At 34.3% G+C, this 15,660-nt stretch carries 16 protein-coding genes; 11 read left to right on the top strand and 5 right to left on the bottom strand.

Going from position 1 to position 15,660, the window contains the following annotated elements; genetic code table 11:
• Positions 1-48 precede the first annotated feature (48 nt).
• Together WBG21_RS07080 and WBG21_RS07075 are read left to right on the top strand one after the other, a co-directional pair.
• Positions 49-891 (top strand): class I SAM-dependent methyltransferase, encoded by an 843-nt coding sequence (locus WBG21_RS07080; protein ID WP_340076263.1) that lies wholly within the window; start codon positions 49-51, stop codon positions 889-891.
• Between the two features lie 227 nt (positions 892-1,118).
• The gene (locus WBG21_RS07075) at positions 1,119-1,631 is read left to right on the top strand and encodes an OmpH/Skp family outer membrane protein (protein WP_340076261.1); all 513 of its coding nucleotides are present in this window, start codon (positions 1,119-1,121) and stop codon (positions 1,629-1,631) included.
• A 28-nt stretch (positions 1,632-1,659) separates the two neighbouring features.
• On the opposite strand, the gene WBG21_RS07070 is transcribed toward WBG21_RS07075, so the two are convergent.
• The 4 genes from WBG21_RS07070 to WBG21_RS07055 form a co-directional block, all read right to left on the bottom strand.
• Positions 1,660-2,202, bottom strand: coding sequence for a DUF4287 domain-containing protein (locus WBG21_RS07070; protein WP_340076259.1), 543 nt, complete (start codon positions 2,200-2,202; stop codon positions 1,660-1,662).
• Between the two features lie 93 nt (positions 2,203-2,295).
• Positions 2,296-2,532, bottom strand: a complete 237-nt coding sequence (locus WBG21_RS07065) for a TraB/GumN family protein (RefSeq protein WP_340076258.1) — start codon at positions 2,530-2,532, stop codon at positions 2,296-2,298.
• A 44-nt stretch (positions 2,533-2,576) separates the two neighbouring features.
• Positions 2,577-2,987 (bottom strand): DoxX family membrane protein, encoded by a 411-nt coding sequence (locus WBG21_RS07060; protein WP_340076255.1) that lies wholly within the window; start codon positions 2,985-2,987, stop codon positions 2,577-2,579.
• Positions 2,959-4,140 (bottom strand): DNA polymerase III subunit, encoded by a 1,182-nt coding sequence (locus WBG21_RS07055; protein ID WP_340076253.1) that lies wholly within the window; start codon positions 4,138-4,140, stop codon positions 2,959-2,961. Before WBG21_RS07055 ends, WBG21_RS07060 begins: the two co-directional genes overlap by 29 nt.
• 143 nt (positions 4,141-4,283) lie before the next feature.
• Here WBG21_RS07055 and WBG21_RS07050 point away from each other — a divergent pair, with 143 nt between their 5' ends.
• The 3 genes from WBG21_RS07050 (at position 4,284) to WBG21_RS07040 (ending at position 8,161) form a co-directional block, all read left to right on the top strand.
• On the top strand, positions 4,284-5,471 hold the full coding sequence (locus WBG21_RS07050; protein WP_340076251.1) for a phosphoglycerate kinase: 1,188 nt from the start codon (positions 4,284-4,286) through the stop codon (positions 5,469-5,471).
• Between the two features lie 119 nt (positions 5,472-5,590).
• On the top strand, positions 5,591-7,162 hold the full coding sequence (locus WBG21_RS07045) for a lytic transglycosylase domain-containing protein (RefSeq protein ID WP_340076249.1): 1,572 nt from the start codon (positions 5,591-5,593) through the stop codon (positions 7,160-7,162).
• Positions 7,163-7,180: 18 nt separating this feature from the next.
• Positions 7,181-8,161, top strand: a complete 981-nt coding sequence (locus tag WBG21_RS07040; RefSeq protein ID WP_340076247.1) for a DUF4837 family protein — start codon at positions 7,181-7,183, stop codon at positions 8,159-8,161.
• A gap of 51 nt (positions 8,162-8,212) precedes the next feature.
• On the opposite strand, the gene tatA is transcribed toward WBG21_RS07040, so the two are convergent.
• A complete protein-coding gene (tatA, locus tag WBG21_RS07035; RefSeq protein WP_340076245.1) occupies positions 8,213-8,398 on the bottom strand; it encodes a twin-arginine translocase TatA/TatE family subunit in 186 nt (61 codons plus the stop codon).
• A gap of 174 nt (positions 8,399-8,572) precedes the next feature.
• Here tatA and WBG21_RS07030 point away from each other — a divergent pair, with 174 nt between their 5' ends.
• From WBG21_RS07030 to rfbA, 6 genes are read left to right on the top strand one after another with little or no spacing between them, the layout of a single operon-like run.
• Entirely contained in the window at positions 8,573-9,442 is an 870-nt protein-coding gene (locus tag WBG21_RS07030) for a M23 family metallopeptidase (protein ID WP_340076243.1), read from the top strand.
• Positions 9,443-9,444: 2 nt separating this feature from the next.
• A complete protein-coding gene (locus WBG21_RS07025; protein WP_340076240.1) occupies positions 9,445-10,944 on the top strand; it encodes a GH3 family acyl-acid amido synthetase in 1,500 nt (499 codons plus the stop codon).
• Between the two features lie 43 nt (positions 10,945-10,987).
• Positions 10,988-12,667 (top strand): DUF6909 family protein, encoded by a 1,680-nt coding sequence (locus tag WBG21_RS07020; RefSeq protein WP_340076237.1) that lies wholly within the window; start codon positions 10,988-10,990, stop codon positions 12,665-12,667.
• Positions 12,668-12,671: 4 nt separating this feature from the next.
• Positions 12,672-13,730: a hypothetical protein gene (locus tag WBG21_RS07015; RefSeq protein ID WP_340076236.1), complete on the top strand. Its 1,059-nt coding sequence runs from the start codon at positions 12,672-12,674 to the stop codon at positions 13,728-13,730.
• Positions 13,731-14,792, top strand: coding sequence for a dTDP-glucose 4,6-dehydratase (gene rfbB / locus WBG21_RS07010; protein WP_340076233.1), 1,062 nt, complete (start codon positions 13,731-13,733; stop codon positions 14,790-14,792).
• A 6-nt stretch (positions 14,793-14,798) separates the two neighbouring features.
• Complete coding sequence (gene rfbA, locus WBG21_RS07005) at positions 14,799-15,656, top strand: glucose-1-phosphate thymidylyltransferase RfbA (RefSeq protein ID WP_340076231.1); 858 nt, start codon at positions 14,799-14,801, stop codon at positions 15,654-15,656.
• The last annotated feature ends 4 nt before the right edge of the window (positions 15,657-15,660 follow it).

Below are 15,660 nucleotides of genomic sequence, written 5' to 3'. Positions count from 1 at the left end.
TCCACGTGGAACGATGAGGTTATAAAACAAAAAATCGACTGTAGAATAATGTTTTCCAAAGAACAATTATACATCACGTGCAAAGACCACTATGTGTCTGAAAAGGAATTTGAATTGTGGTATAATAAAAAATACGACATGCTTATTACCGTTCCTCAACCGGAAAAAGAAGAACTACCATCCTACTACAAAACCCAAAACTATATTTCACATACAGATGCTAGAAAAAGCTTTTTTGAAAAAGCCTATCAGACTGTTAAAAAACAAAACACAGTATTTAAAGTAAAAACGATAAACAAACTTCATCCCAAAAAAGGGACTATTTTAGACATTGGCGCAGGCACCGGGGATTTTTTATTGGCCATGAAAAAAAATGGTTGGGAAACAACAGGTATTGAACCGAATGAGAATGCTCGTGTATTAGCTGAGAAAAAAGGAGTTTTTTTAAGAGGACAAAATCAGCTTGAAAAACAATCATATGATGTTATTACAATGTGGCATGTTTTAGAACATATTCCCGATCTGAAAGAGCAGGTAAAAAAAATGAAAAAACATTTAACCCCAACGGGGAGCCTTTTTATAGCAGTGCCCAATTATAAAAGCTATGATGCTCAGTATTATAAAAATTTTTGGGCAGCATATGATGTCCCCCGACATTTTTGGCATTTTTCAAAAAAGACCATTTCCATGTTATTTTCAGAGGTGGAAATGAAAGTTGTAAAAACAATCCCCATGAAATTTGACGCCTATTATGTGAGCCTGTTATCTGAAAAATACCAGACCGGAAAAATGAACTTTATTAAAGGAGCATACCGAGGATGGCTTTCTAATAGAAAAGCAAAGGCAAACAAAGAATACTCTTCACATATTTTTGTGATAAAGAACAACTAAGAACAGGTTTTTAAGCGATTTAAGCATCAAAAGCTACATAGGGAAGGAAATCGTATGTCGTTTTTCTGTTTGTTGCTTAAACAGGGTTTAAATTCACGCAAAACAATAGCTAAAATCTTTTAATATTACAAAAACAATAGATTTTTATTATAAATATATTTTATTGTTATCATCGCTAATTATTAGAAACGACTTTTCTATTTTTGTGCGACTAAAAAATGAAAATCATGAAAAAAATAATTTTAGGGACATTAATAGCAGTTACATTTTTTGCATGCCAACAAGATAAGATTGCATATATAGATAATGTAAAACTGATAAATGATTATCAGGAAAAAAAAGATATTGAAGCAAGGTTCAAAACAAAGATTGAGAAATTTGATAAAAAAGCAGATAGCATTTCAAAGGCCTTTCAACTAGAAGCACAGACATTTGATACAGACTCCAGAAAAATGTCGCAATCAGAAGCACAGAAAAAATACAATGAATTACTTCAAAAAAGGCAATTTATCCAACAACAACTTCAATACGAAGAGCAACAGATTCAGCAGGAAAGCCAGGCAGCAATAGACTCCTTGGTAAAAAAGGTAAAAGATTTCGTTAAAGAGTATGGTTCACAAAATGGTTACACATACATCCTAGGAGCTAATGATGCAGGAAGTGTACTTTATGGAAAAGAGGACAAAGACCTTACGGAAACTATTTTGGAGCAATTAAATACATCGTATACTCAAAAATAACTAACATCTATTTTTGTTGCTTATGATACTATTCAGCTTTAAGATAAGCTTCCTTTAACCATTCTTTCAACTCACTATCTATCTCATTTTGATTGGATAACTTAACCAGGTGTGTGCACATGGTTCCAAAAGGGCCTGAGTTTTCAAGGCGATCTGTTATAGGCTTTTCTTTCAGCTTTAGCCCCAAATCTATTCTTGTTTTTGTGGCAGGCCTAATTACTGCAAACTTCTTTTTTCGGTCTATGCTCACTTCTGTCTTTTTTGGCGTAATTCTAACATCATCACCAAAGCCTTCAACAATGGCAATTAAGCTTTTGTAAATTGGGAATAAATTTTCCTTGCCTTGATATTGGTTTGCAACTAGGTCATCGGGTGTTTGTTTTTCTTCTTTTGATAAGGCCACAATTGTATTTGCAAAGCCATGAGTAACATTATATTCCTTTTTAAGAAAAGCAACCGCTTCGGAATGTTTAGTGAATGATTTAGTTTTCAGTAATGATTTCCACTCATGCAATGATTTGCCTGTTTTTTCAGGCATATTGTCAATCATTGTTTTTAATGCTTTATCCATAATTTAATAGCTTACAAAAGGTATATTTTTCATTAATTATTTATCAGGTATTTTCCAAATTAAAAGCAATACCTTATGGACTAATTTTTTATCCTAATCATTAGAGAGTGAATTAAAAAAGGCTCTTTTCTTATCATACCATTCCGCCATCGCTTCAGGAGATTTTATCAGCCCCTTCATTTTATTCATGGCGTTTAAATGTGGAGCATCTCCTTTTTTAAACATTTCCATGCCATGCTTTTTGCTCATTTCGGCAATTTCTTCAAAGGTCTCTGCCTGAAACTTTTTATCACAGGCACCGCCTAATTGTTCACAAGTCATAGTTTTCATTAATTGTGATTTTTAATGAGTTCTCAATTTTTGTCTTGCCGCATTCAAGTTAAAAGAAAAACCCCAAAAACGGCCACTATAAAATAACATACAATAGTTAAAGCACCTGCATAATCTTTTGCAATACGTTGGCCGAGGAGCAAAAACAATAATGTTACTGAAGAAAGCACAGTACCGGTCAATGCCCAAACAGAGGAATCATAAAAAATCAACCCAACCAGCCCTAAAACACTGTAAATTCCAGAGACCAACTCGAGAGCTGTCACAACAAATAACAAGAAAGTTATAAAACCACTGCTAGCAATAGCCTTTGAAAAATGATCTTGAAAATAATCGCGGTTTCCACTCCAATCGAAAATTTTATCTAGAGCACTTTGCATAAATGTAATGGCTAAGAATAACAAAATGAGGATTTCCGGTAAGTGCTTATGCACCTGTAGCATGTTTATGTTCATTTTTATGGGTTTTTTTATGTAACAATCGAGTTAATTTAATAGATAAATCTGTAAAAATAATCTTTGCATTTCCATTGCGCTCTATATGATAGCTACTATCTTCTAATTCTTTGATAATCTCAACGATGTTGCTTTCATGTACAAAAGGAGCAAATTTTTCCAGGCTAAAACCATCATAATTAAATGCGACATATACTAAATCGGGCAACTTATAGTTTAGTAGCATGGCTTGCCTGAAAATAGCAATGCAATAGTGCAAAAATTGTTTTTGCGTTTCTCTTCCGGTACCGGCTACTTGTTCGCTCCAGTTAATTAAATCATGAATGGCAGTTTTGTTTCCTTTAGCTTTAAAGGCACTTCTCACCCATAAAACAAACCATCTTTCAAAAGTAATGTCTTCAGAATCCTTATTAAATAGGTCAATAGCTTTATTATAATTTCCATTGGCTTGGTGTGCAATTTTTGTGGCTTCATTTGCTTCCAATCCCTTATTAATTAAAGCATCTTTAACTACTACTTCGGATAAAGGAGGGAAATGAAGCACCTGGCAACGAGACCGTATTGTTTGGATAATTTGTTCCTCATCTTCGGTAAGCAGGAGAAATAATGTTTTTTCAGGAGGCTCCTCAATAAGCTTTAATAACTTGTTGGAAGCAGCGATATTCATTTTGTCGGCCATCCAAATGATCATTATTTTATAGCCTCCTTCATATGCTTTTAATGAAAGCGATTTTACAATTTCTTGTGCCTCATCTACACCAATTTGCCCTTGCTTGTTTTCAATGCCAATTAATTGGTACCAATCGAACAAATTTCCATAAGGCTGTCCTTTAACAAATTGGCGCCACTCTTCCATGAATGAATTGCTCACGGGATGTGATTTTATTTTATTGTTAGTGGCTACAGGAAAGGCAAAATGGAGATCTGGATGAGAAAGATGTTCAAATTTTATATTACAAGCTGTATTTCCTTGTATATTTTCTCCTCCGGTATTTTTGCAAAGAACATATTGGGCATAGGCAATGGCCATGGGGAGTATACCGCACCCTTCATTTCCTACAAACAGTTGCGCATGTGGAATGCGCCCACTGTCTGCACTATATGTAAGGTGGTTTTTTATATGCTCTTGTCCTAAAATGTCTTTGAATAACATAAAAACAAAGATACTTTTTTTAAAGAATCGAGGCTGTAGAATTATTTCTTCACAAAATTTGAACCATGAAAGCCTATTAAATGTATATTTTTGTATGCCAATTTTAAAAAGGGTGTAACAAAAAAGATAAAAAAATAAATGCTGTGAAAACAATAGATGATTTTAATTTTTCCGATAAAAAGGCATTGATCAGAGTAGATTTTAATGTCCCTTTAGATGCCAATTTTAATGTAACGGATACCACCCGGATCCAAGCGGCAAAGCCAACAATCATCAAGATATTAGAAGACGGAGGGAGTGCTGTATTGATGAGCCACTTGGGAAGGCCTAAAGAAAAACAAGACGAGTATTCACTAAAGCATATCGTAGCAACTGTTTCAGAAGTCATTGGAGTGACTGTTAAGTTTGTGGATGATTGTATTGGAGATAAGGCAAGGAAAACTGTAACAACTCTTCAAAATGGAGAAGTATTGTTATTGGAAAACTTACGTTTTTATGAAGAAGAACAAAAGGGTGATGAAGCATTTGCAAAAGAACTTTCAAAAATGGGCGATATCTATGTGAACGATGCATTTGGAACAGCCCACCGGGCGCATGCTTCAACCGCTATTGTAGCAAAATATTTTCCGGAGAATAAATGCTTTGGATATCTTTTGGCGAAGGAAATAGAAGCAATAGACAAAATTATGAAAACAGGAGAAAAGCCAGTTACCGCTATCTTGGGAGGTGCAAAAGTATCTTCAAAAATCACCATTATTGAAAATATTTTGGATAAAATTGACCATCTTATCATAGGCGGAGGGATGACCTATACATTTATAAAAGCCCAAGGAGGAAAAATAGGCAACTCTATTTGTGAAGATGACAAACAGGGATTAGCATTAAATATTTTGGCCAAAGCTAAAAAGAAAGGGGTAAAAGTACACTTACCGGTAGATGTTCTCGCTGCGGATAGATTTGATAATGATGCACAAACGCGGGTAGTCCCGGTAGATGAAATACCCGAAGGTTGGCAAGGTCTGGATGCAGGACCCGATACACTGGCACAGTTTAATGAAACAATCTTAAAATCGAAAACTATTTTATGGAATGGCCCTGTAGGGGTTTTTGAAATGCCGGCCTTTGCCAAAGGGACTATAACGTTGGGAAACAGTATAGGAGAAGCCACAGAAAAAGGAGCTTTTTCATTGGTAGGCGGAGGAGATTCAGTTGCAGCGGTAAAGCAATTTGGTCTGGAAGATAAAGTAAGTTATGTTTCTACTGGAGGAGGCGCTATGCTCGAGAGCTTAGAAGGAAAGACACTTCCCGGAATTGCAGCCATACTAAGCTGATATTTAGCACCATAAACCATTAAAATCCCCGTTATACAGTCTAGGATTTTTATTTTTTTAATATTTTTATAGTTGATATTATTGAAGAATAACCTGCTGATTGAGAAACTTTATATAACATGAAACCCCAGATAATTACATTCTTTTTTTTATTTTCCACTATCAGTATTGCTCAGAAAAGTGCAGATACAATAACCGGAATAAAAAAAGATTCATTAACCCTTACTACAAGTGTGCTTTTGAAAGATAGTAAAACAGGAAAGTATGAAGCAGCAAAAGGGATATTAAAAAATGAACCCTCAGAAATTGAACTAAAAGATAATATATACGCTGCCAAAATAGACAGTTTATGGATGCAAGAATTGTATGGATCGGATTTGTTTACTACAGTCCACAGTGATGTTACAAACCTTACTTATGAAGAGGTTGAGTATGAAGAATTGCATACAGATACTTTAAAAGCAAGGTTGGCACGTATAAATGAACGGACACCGTTCAATATCGAATACAACCCATCATTAGAGAGTGTCATAAAGAACTTTCTGAAGAATAGAAGAGAATCACTACAAGGGTTAATGGATAAAAGCGAGTATTATTTTCCTATGTTTGAAAAGGAGCTCGATAATTACGATGTTCCGTTAGAAGTAAAATATTTAGCACTTATAGAATCGGCTTTAGATCCACGTGCCCGCTCGCGGGTTGGAGCAACAGGCCTATGGCAGTTTATGTTTTCAACAGGCAAAATGTACGGGTTAGAGGTAAGCAGTTATGTAGATGACCGAATGGATCCTTTGAAATCTACTATTGCAGCGAGCAAGTATTTAGCCAAGCTCTATGATATTTTTGACGATTGGGACTTAGCACTTGCTGCGTACAATTCAGGGCCAGGGAATGTTTCCAAAGCCATTAGGCGTTCGGGGGGATATCAAAATTATTGGAACCTTCGTCCATTTCTTCCTAGGGAAACGGCTGGGTATGTCCCGGCATTTTTGGCAACTATGTATATTTTTGAATATGCAGAAGAACATGGTTTTAAGAGAAACCAACGCCCAATAGCATACTTTGAAACAGACACCATACATGTAAAAAAATTGATCACCTTTGATCATATAACATCAATAATGGGTGTTCCTAAAGAAGAAATACAATTTTTTAACCCCTCCTATAAGATAGACATTATTCCATATATCCAAAAAGAAACACACACACTAAGGCTTAGAAAGGATATTATTGGAAAGTTTGTTGCAAATGAAGATTCTATCTATGCTTATGTAGAAGCAGATATTGCAAAACGAGAAAAACCATTACCACAACTTGTAAAAGTGGACTCAAAGATACGATATAGAGTAAAAACCGGCGATTATTTAGGGAAAATAGCCAATAAATATGGTGTTAGGGTAAGCGATATAAAAAAATGGAACGGAATGCGGAGTAATAACATCAGAGTTGGTCAAAGACTGACAATTTTCCCTCGAAAGCTTACAAAAAATGCAGTTGACGATATAGTACCGGACACTAAAAAAGTAACTCAATCAATTGAAAATAAGACATATATAGTTAAATCAGGAGACTCACTTTGGCTAATTGCAAAAAAATTTCCCGGAATTTCTGTTCAAAATCTTAAAGAATGGAACGATATTCGCGGGAACAATTTAAAACCAGGAATGAAGCTCAAATTATGTAGCTGCTGACCTTGAAAAAGTTTTGAAATGAAAAAAAGCATAATTGTTTTCTTTGCCGCCTCATTTATGATTTCCTGCATGACAACCGATGGGCGGAAATATATTCCGGATTCTGTAGGAGCAATCAACACACTGGCAGTTGTTATTGATAATGATATGTGGAACGGAGAAGTAGGCGATGAAATACGCAAACATTTTGCTGCACCTGTTGATGGCCTTCCCTGGGACGAACCACTGTTTTCAATTCACCAAATACCACCATCCATTTTTGATGGTTTTGCGAGAAATAGCAGAAATATTGTTGTGGTAGAAAAAGATATAACTTCTGAAGCAAAAATAGTAGAAAACCCATTTGCCAAACCTCAAAAAGTTGCATTTTTCAGGGGAGAAAACGAAGAAGAGCTTATACACCAACTACAGGCAAAAGCACAAAGCGTTATAAATATATTTAAGAAACATGAACTAAAAGAAAACCAACAGCGGATAAAACGGTCTTTAAACAAAGAAACAATATTAAAAGAAAAACTCGGCATTACATTAACCATGCCTTCTGTTTATAAAACTGTGAAGCAGGAAAAAAACTTTTTTTGGATAGAACGCCAAATCCCAAAAGGCACTATGAATATATTGGTATATGAAATGCCTTTATACAGCATCCCCAATGATTCTACTCAGATAGAAACTATTATAAAAATGCGTGACTCTATTGGCAAAAGATATATTCCAGGGCCTGTAGAAGGATCGTATATGGCTACAGAAAAAGCATATGCTCCATATTTATTTGAAGCCACAGTAGGAGACCGTCCTGCAGTTGAGGTAAAGGGGATGTGGGACATAAATGGGTATTTTATGGCAGGTCCTTTTATCAACTATATAGTAGAAGATAAAGAGAACAACAGACTTTTAATTATTGAAGGTTTTACATTTGCCCCTTCTACAAACAAGAGAGATTATATGTTTGAGTTGGAAGCAATTCTAAAATCATTACGTTTTGTAAATACGGCATAATAAAAAACCCATCATATGATGGGTTTTTCTTTTTGAACTGTTATAAAAAAATTATTTCTTTTCAGAACTATCTTTTTCGTCATCTTTAGAAGCATTTTTAAATTCTTTGATACCACTACCCAACCCTCGCATGAGTTCAGGTATTTTTCTGCCACCAAATAATAATAAAACAACAATAACGATTAAAATTATTTGCGGCGCGCCAATCATTCCCAAGAAAATATTCAATGACATCATTTTTGAAATTAAATTGATATAAACAAAAGTAATAAGAAAACTTTAAAACAACTGCGGATACATATAGAATCTTACGAGAATATTAAATTTATAAAAAATAAACACAAAAAGATCTTCGTTAAATACTATAAAAAGAAAGCACGATCTAAGTATATTTGTTCATCAATCTGTAAAATGGCTAAAAAAGGCACAAAAAGAAAAAAATTACGAAAAAAATTACTGCACAAATACCGGTTGGTAATTTTAAATGAAGATACATTTGAAGAACGTGTATCGTTTAAGTTAAGTCGGCTTAATGTGTTTGTGTTAGGGACACTTTTTGCAATTTTTTTAGTAGTGGGCACTACAGTACTCATTGCTTTTACACCACTCAAAGAATATATTCCCGGTTATTCATCAACAAGCCTTAAAATAAGAGCTGTCGAAAATACATATAAAGTAGACTCTCTTGAAAAAGTATTGATGGCCAATGTTGTTTATTTAGATACTATAAGGAAAGCATTAACAGGAGAAATAAAAATTGGATCGATAAATAAAGATTCGTTATTTGAACAATTTAGAATAGAACCGTCCTCTATTGATTTGACCCCAAACCGACAAGATTCACTACTTCGGGAACAAGTTGCCCTAGAGGAAAAGTATAACGTTTTTGAAACAGCAACTACCAACGGAGATTTTGTTTTAATGCCCCCTGTAACAGGAACCCTGTCACAAGGCTATTTACCCAAAGAGAAACACTATGCGGTAGATATTATTGCCCCTGAAGGAACTCCCGTAAAAGCAGTTGGTGATGGAGTTGTGATCTTTTCGGAGTGGACAGCAGAAACAGGGTATGTTATGATTATTGAACATCCTTTTGGATTGATATCGGTATATAAGCATAATGGCTCCTTAACAAAAGAGCAAGGTGATTTAATAAAAGCAGGAGAGGTTATTGCCACAATTGGTAATACGGGAGAGCTTACTACAGGGCCACACCTTCATTTTGAATTATGGAGTGAGGGATATCCGGTAAACCCGGGGAATTATATAGATTTTGAGTAAAAATGTCATTAAAAACAATAGCCGCTAAAATATATGCCCGAATTATTTATAAAAAAATTCAAAAATGGGCAAAAGATCCGGTAAATACACAAGAAAAAGTATTTCAAGAACTTATAAAACAAGCTAAAAAAACGATTTTTGGACAAGATCATAATTTTCACAAAATAAAAACCCATCAAGACTTCATAGAAAATGTTCCGGTTAGGGACTATGAAGATTTACGGACTTATATAGAAGATGCTGTAGAAGGAAAGACAAATATTTTATGGCCAGGGAGACCAATTTATTTTGCAAAAACATCCGGAACTACATCCGGAGCAAAATATATCCCATTGACTAAAGAATCGATGCCTCATCATATAGAAGCAGCCCGTAATGCCATTTTGTGCTACATTTATGAAACAGGCAATGCCCGTTTCGTAGACGGAAAAATGATTTTTTTACAAGGAAGCCCTATATTAAAGGAACAAAACGGTATAAAATTGGGACGCTTATCAGGGATCGTAGCACATTATGTCCCCAAATATCTTCAAAAGAATCGGATGCCGAGTTGGGAGACTAACTGTATTGATGATTGGGAAACAAAGGTGGATGCTATTGTGGAGGAAACATATAAGGAGAACATGACTGTCATAAGTGGCATTCCTTCATGGGTACAAATGTATTTTGAACGACTTCAGTTAAAAACAGGAAAAAAAATAGGGGAATTGTTCAAAAACCTTCAATTATTTATTTATGGGGGAGTAAACTACGAACCCTACAGGTCACGATTTGAAGAGCTAATAGGGAAAAGAATAGACAGTATAGAACTTTTCCCTGCTAGTGAAGGGTTTTTTGCGTTTCAAGACGCTCAAAATGAAAAAGGGATGCTGTTGCAGTTAAACTCAGGGATTTTTTATGAGTTCATTAAAGCAGATAATTTTTTTAATAAGAACCCTAAACGTATTACCATAAAGGATGTAGAGGTAGGGATGAATTATGTAATGATCATATCCACAAATGCAGGGTTATGGGCTTATAATTTGGGCGATACTGTTCAATTCACTTCTTTAAATCCTTATCGGTTAATTGTTTCCGGACGTATAAAACATTTCATATCAGCTTTTGGAGAACATGTTATTGCAAAAGAAGTAGAAGAAGCTATAAATCAAGGAATATTGGAAACAGGAGCTCAAATAAATGAATTTACCGTAGCCCCTCAGACAAATCCTCCTAAAGATGAATTACCTTATCATGAATGGCTTATTGAATTTAAAAAAGAACCAAAAGACATGGAGCGGTTTAAGAAAATTATAGATAAAGCACTACAAGAACAGAACAGTTACTATTATGATCTTATTCAGGGGAAGGTATTACAACCATTAAAGGTTACGAAAGTAAATGAAGGACGTTTTACTGACTATATGAAAGCATTAGGCAAATTAGGGGGGCAAAATAAAATACAACGATTGTCTAATGACAGAAAACTAGCGGAAGCCCTTATTAAAGAAGAAAAACCATAAAAATTCGTAAAATACTCGTAATTTTGCCCCGAAAAGCAACTTGATGAATAAGACGAAAGGGCGAACAAGAGCACAAGAATCTACAAGTGCTATTGAACGGATGTATATTACAATGCGACACCTGTTCAATAGAGGATTTTATAAACCTTCAGGTGTTTCGGGAGAAACACTTAAGCAATGTTTATTACAATTACGCCCGGAAATTTATGGTTCAATAGCTGAAGAAAAAACGGAACTCAATGGGTTGATGTATGTTTTGGAAAGGCTTCCAATAGGGATCGAACAATGTCGCTATATCAACCTAATTTCTGATGAAGGCTATAAGAAATCACATTTTACCCCTATTATACCCTCGAAAAGGAGGCGGAATTGTTATCGTATTGACGATGAACAAATGAATATTGAAATCACGCGAGGGCGATCGGATATTTATGATATTCTTACACATTTAACATTTCTATTTATTGAAAGTGAAAAAATATCCAGAAGAGTACTCTCTCGAGAAAGCCAACAAGTTAATCGAGACTGGAAAAAATTAGAAGAGCTTATAAAAAAACAAAAGCTTACCATAGTGGAAAAAGAAACAGCACTAATCCATACTTCCAATATTTTAGGGAGAACTTATGACGAAACCAATCATGCCTATCATTCATTTTCACTAAAAACAAAACCCCATCGATTTTTACACATTATTTACTGGTTGGGTCAGTTGGCCGTTGAAGAAGAATTGGAGGGCAATAAGAGAACCATTACTTTCAGCCCTGTGTTAAGAGAGCGTTTGGGGCATCATATACATGGAGAGGTATGGGCGAATACAATTAAAAACACACTAAAAAAGAAAGGATTGTTAAAAAGACCTGTACATATTATTAGTGCGAATATGCATAGCGTGATGAATTCATTATTTGCAAGCCAGGCATTGCAAAAAGAATATTCAGATCAGGAAAAATGGACATTATATGAAGCATTAAGTAAACCAGAAAATGAAACTTTTCGAGAAAAAGTTAAAAATACAGCACATAAAAATGGAATGACCTATATTAGAGATACTTCTGGAACAAATATAGATGTACAAATTTTTGATACGGGAAAAATAGACTTTTCTAATACATGCTATAAACTTATTGGTATAGCAGACAATGATAAACCTGTTCTGTTTGTGATGGACTATGCATTTGGAGAGCAGGCTTATGAAACGATAGATGAATTGTTAAAGCCATATAAAGAAAATGGAAATCAGGAGTACTTAAACATTCAATCGGTTTCAATAATGGGCAAAGCAGGAATATTAGAAGGTGAAAAAGGAGACTTAATGATCCCGACAGCGCATATATTTGAAGGAACAGCTGATAATTACCCTTTTTATAATGAGTTTTCCGTGAAAGATTTTGAAAAAAATGGTCTAAGGGTTTTTGAAGGGCCTATGGTAACGGTTTTAGGAACGTCGCTTCAGAACAAAGACCTGCTCAAGTTTTTTCATGAATCTACATGGAAGGCAATTGGTTTGGAAATGGAAGGGGCGCATTATCAAAAAGCCATTCAGGCAGCATCAAAAATACGGAAAAGCATTTCAGAAGATGTGAAAGTAAGATATGCATATTATGCATCGGACAACCCTTTAGAGACAGGAAGTACATTAGCCTCAGGAGGATTAGGAATAACAGGCGTAAAACCCACCTATTTAATAACAGAAAAAATATTGGAACAAATTTTTAATTCATAACACAATGAGCAATAATATAGAAAATAAAAACACTTCGGAAGAAATAGACTTAGGGCAACTCTTTAAATTAATTGGGAATGCTTTTAGCCGGTTTTTCAATTTCATAGGAACTATTTTTATGGGGCTATTCCACCTGTTTATTACTTTTTTGGTTTTTATACAAAAACATTTTATCAAGTTTGCAATTGCTGGAGTTATTGGCCTAGCAATAGGTTTTTATTTGGATCGTGAGCGGGGCACCTTGTATGAATCTTCGATGGTAGTAGAGCCTAATTTTAATAGTTACCAGCAATTATACAATAACATATCTTTTTATAATGAACTAGCAAAAGCAGAAGACTCTACAGGACTAGGAAATGCATTAAAAATTGAAACGAATGAAGCAAAGTCTATAAAAGAAATAAGAATAGAGCCATATGCTGTTCATAACCAAAAGATTGAACTTTATGATCGTTTTCTAAAAAGATTAGATACAATAGTTTCGAACAAAATAGATATAGAAGCGTATATTGAAAATTTTGAATCTTTTGATGCAAGATTTCATAAAATCACAATTATTTCTACAAATCCAAATATTGCAAAACACACACAACCATCTATAGTTAAGTCAGTAACTTCAAATAATTACTTTAAACGTCAAAAGAAAACAAATGATGAAAACCTTAATATTAAAGACAGTTTGTCAAAAAAACAATTAAGGCAAATAGATTCTTTACAAGAATTATACAAGAAAGTGATGATTAAAAGCGCTGAACAACCTAATGCAGGTACAAATATAAACCTAGCAGAACAGCAAGAAACGGATAATAAAGAAATAGAACTTTTGAAACAAGCAGACCGTATAAAAGAAGAAATAGTGAGTTTAAATCAAGAACGGGCAAATAAGTTGGATGTAGTAAATATAATTTCAGATTTTCCTGAAAGAGGAAATAAACAAGGAGGAATAACTAATAATAATAAATTTACTTTTTCAGTTGGAACTGTTTTGTTGTTGATGCTATTTTTATTAGTAATGGAGCTAAACAAATTTTTAAATAGGTATAAAGAAAGGAAGAGTACATAGATGAATATATTGGTTACAGGAGGCGCGGGGTTTATAGGATCACATGTGATAAGGTTATTAGTTGAGAAGTACCCTGATTGCCATATTTATAATATAGATGCACTCACCTATGCAGGGAATTTAGAGAACCTTAAAGACATAGAAAACGCATCAAATTATACTTTTATGAGAGGGGATATCACAAACACAAAGTTTGTAGATGAACTTTTTAGCAGGCATGAATTTGATGGAGTTATTCACTTAGCAGCGGAATCACATGTAGATAGATCTATTAAAGATCCATTAGCCTTTGTAAAAACAAATATTATAGGGACAGTCAATTTGTTAAATGCAGCAAAAGAAATATGGAGGACTAGCAAAAAAGGAAAACGTTTTTATCATATAAGTACAGATGAAGTTTATGGAAGCTTAGGAAAAAAAGGATTGTTTAATGAAAAAAGCCCCTATTCCCCTAATTCACCTTATGCCGCTTCAAAAGCAGGTTCAGATCATTTTGTTAGAGCTTATGGAGAGACATATGGTTTGCCATATGTAATTACTAATTGTTCAAATAACTACGGGCCTAATCAATTTCCTGAAAAATTGATCCCCCTTTTTATAAATAATATTATAAACAATAACCCATTGCCCGTATACGGAGATGGTAATTATATCAGAGATTGGCTATATGTGGTAGATCATGCTAAGGCTATTGACTTGATTTTTCATAGGGGGAAAAATGGAGAAACATATAACATAGGAGGCTTTAATGAGTGGAAAAATATCGATTTAGTCAAATTATTATGTGATTTAATGGATGAAAAACTGGGGAAAAAGGCAGGAACATCTAGAAATTTAATAAAGTATGTAAAAGACAGACCGGGACATGATCGGAGGTATGCAATAGATACGTCAAAAATTAATAGAGAATTAGGGTGGAAACCATCGGTTACTTTTGAAGAAGGAATGAGTAAAACCATTGATTGGTATTTAGATAATGAATCATGGATTAAAAATGTAACTTCAGGGAGTTATAAACAATATTATGAGAAACAATACGGATCTGTGTTACAGAGGAAATAGGTAAAGATGAAAGGAATTATATTGGCAGGAGGGTCAGGAACGCGTTTACATCCATTAACATTGGCAGTAAGTAAGCAATTGATGCCGGTTTATGATAAACCGATGATTTATTATCCTTTATCAACATTAATGTGGGCAGGAATTCGCGAAATATTAATTATTTCTACACCAGACGATTTACCATTATTTGAAAAGCTACTTGGGAATGGTTCAAAATATGGGTGCTCTTTTCAATATGCAGTACAAAAAAACCCAAATGGTTTGGCGGAAGCTTTTATAATAGGAGAGGAATTCATTGGAAAAGATAAAGTAGCATTAATTCTGGGAGACAATATTTTTTATGGTACTGGCTTGGCAAGTTTATTACAATCTAATAATAATCCAAACGGAGGCATTATCTATGCATACCATGTTCATGACCCTGAACGCTATGGGGTTGTTGAGTTTGATGAAGAAGGAAGGGCAATTTCTATAGAAGAAAAACCAAGAAAACCAAAATCAAACTATGCAGTTCCGGGAATATATTTTTATGATAATGAAGTAGTAGAAATAGCTAAGAATATTAAGCCTAGTAATAGAGGAGAACGGGAAATAACAGATGTTAATAAATCATATTTAGAAAAAAACAAATTACGAGTCAACATATTAGATAGAGGGATAGCATGGTTAGATACAGGGACATTCGATTCTTTGATGAAAGCCTCTCTGTTTGTTCAAGTTATAGAAGAACGTCAAGGGTTAAAAATAGGGTGTATAGAAGAAGTAGCTTATAAGATGGGGTATGTTTCAAGGTCGCAATTAACGGAATTAGCACAACCATTGCTTAAGAGTGGTTATGGAGAGTATCTTTTACAAATAAAGTAAAAAA

Source organism: Leptobacterium meishanense (assembly GCF_037645805.1).
GTDB lineage: Bacteria > Bacteroidota > Bacteroidia > Flavobacteriales > Flavobacteriaceae > Leptobacterium_A > Leptobacterium_A meishanense.
The sequence above is the reverse complement of the archived record's forward strand: the minus strand, read 5'-3'. Positions and strand labels throughout refer to the sequence as shown.

Coding starts and splice junctions, on each gene's coding strand:
- WBG21_RS07080 (WP_340076263.1), top strand. CDS start 49: ATGTTTTCCAAAGAACAATTATACATCACGTGCAAAGACCACTATGTG.
- WBG21_RS07075 (WP_340076261.1), top strand. CDS start 1,119: ATGAAAAAAATAATTTTAGGGACATTAATAGCAGTTACATTTTTTGCA.
- WBG21_RS07070 (WP_340076259.1), bottom strand. CDS start 2,202: ATGGATAAAGCATTAAAAACAATGATTGACAATATGCCTGAAAAAACA.
- WBG21_RS07065 (WP_340076258.1), bottom strand. CDS start 2,532: ATGAAAACTATGACTTGTGAACAATTAGGCGGTGCCTGTGATAAAAAG.
- WBG21_RS07060 (WP_340076255.1), bottom strand. CDS start 2,987: ATGAACATAAACATGCTACAGGTGCATAAGCACTTACCGGAAATCCTC.
- WBG21_RS07055 (WP_340076253.1), bottom strand. CDS start 4,140: ATGTTATTCAAAGACATTTTAGGACAAGAGCATATAAAAAACCACCTT.
- WBG21_RS07045 (WP_340076249.1), top strand. CDS start 5,591: ATGAAACCCCAGATAATTACATTCTTTTTTTTATTTTCCACTATCAGT.
- WBG21_RS07040 (WP_340076247.1), top strand. CDS start 7,181: ATGAAAAAAAGCATAATTGTTTTCTTTGCCGCCTCATTTATGATTTCC.
- tatA (WP_340076245.1), bottom strand. CDS start 8,398: ATGATGTCATTGAATATTTTCTTGGGAATGATTGGCGCGCCGCAAATA.
- WBG21_RS07030 (WP_340076243.1), top strand. CDS start 8,573: ATGGCTAAAAAAGGCACAAAAAGAAAAAAATTACGAAAAAAATTACTG.
- WBG21_RS07025 (WP_340076240.1), top strand. CDS start 9,445: ATGTCATTAAAAACAATAGCCGCTAAAATATATGCCCGAATTATTTAT.
- WBG21_RS07020 (WP_340076237.1), top strand. CDS start 10,988: ATGAATAAGACGAAAGGGCGAACAAGAGCACAAGAATCTACAAGTGCT.
- WBG21_RS07015 (WP_340076236.1), top strand. CDS start 12,672: ATGAGCAATAATATAGAAAATAAAAACACTTCGGAAGAAATAGACTTA.
- rfbB (WP_340076233.1), top strand. CDS start 13,731: ATGAATATATTGGTTACAGGAGGCGCGGGGTTTATAGGATCACATGTG.
- rfbA (WP_340076231.1), top strand. CDS start 14,799: ATGAAAGGAATTATATTGGCAGGAGGGTCAGGAACGCGTTTACATCCA.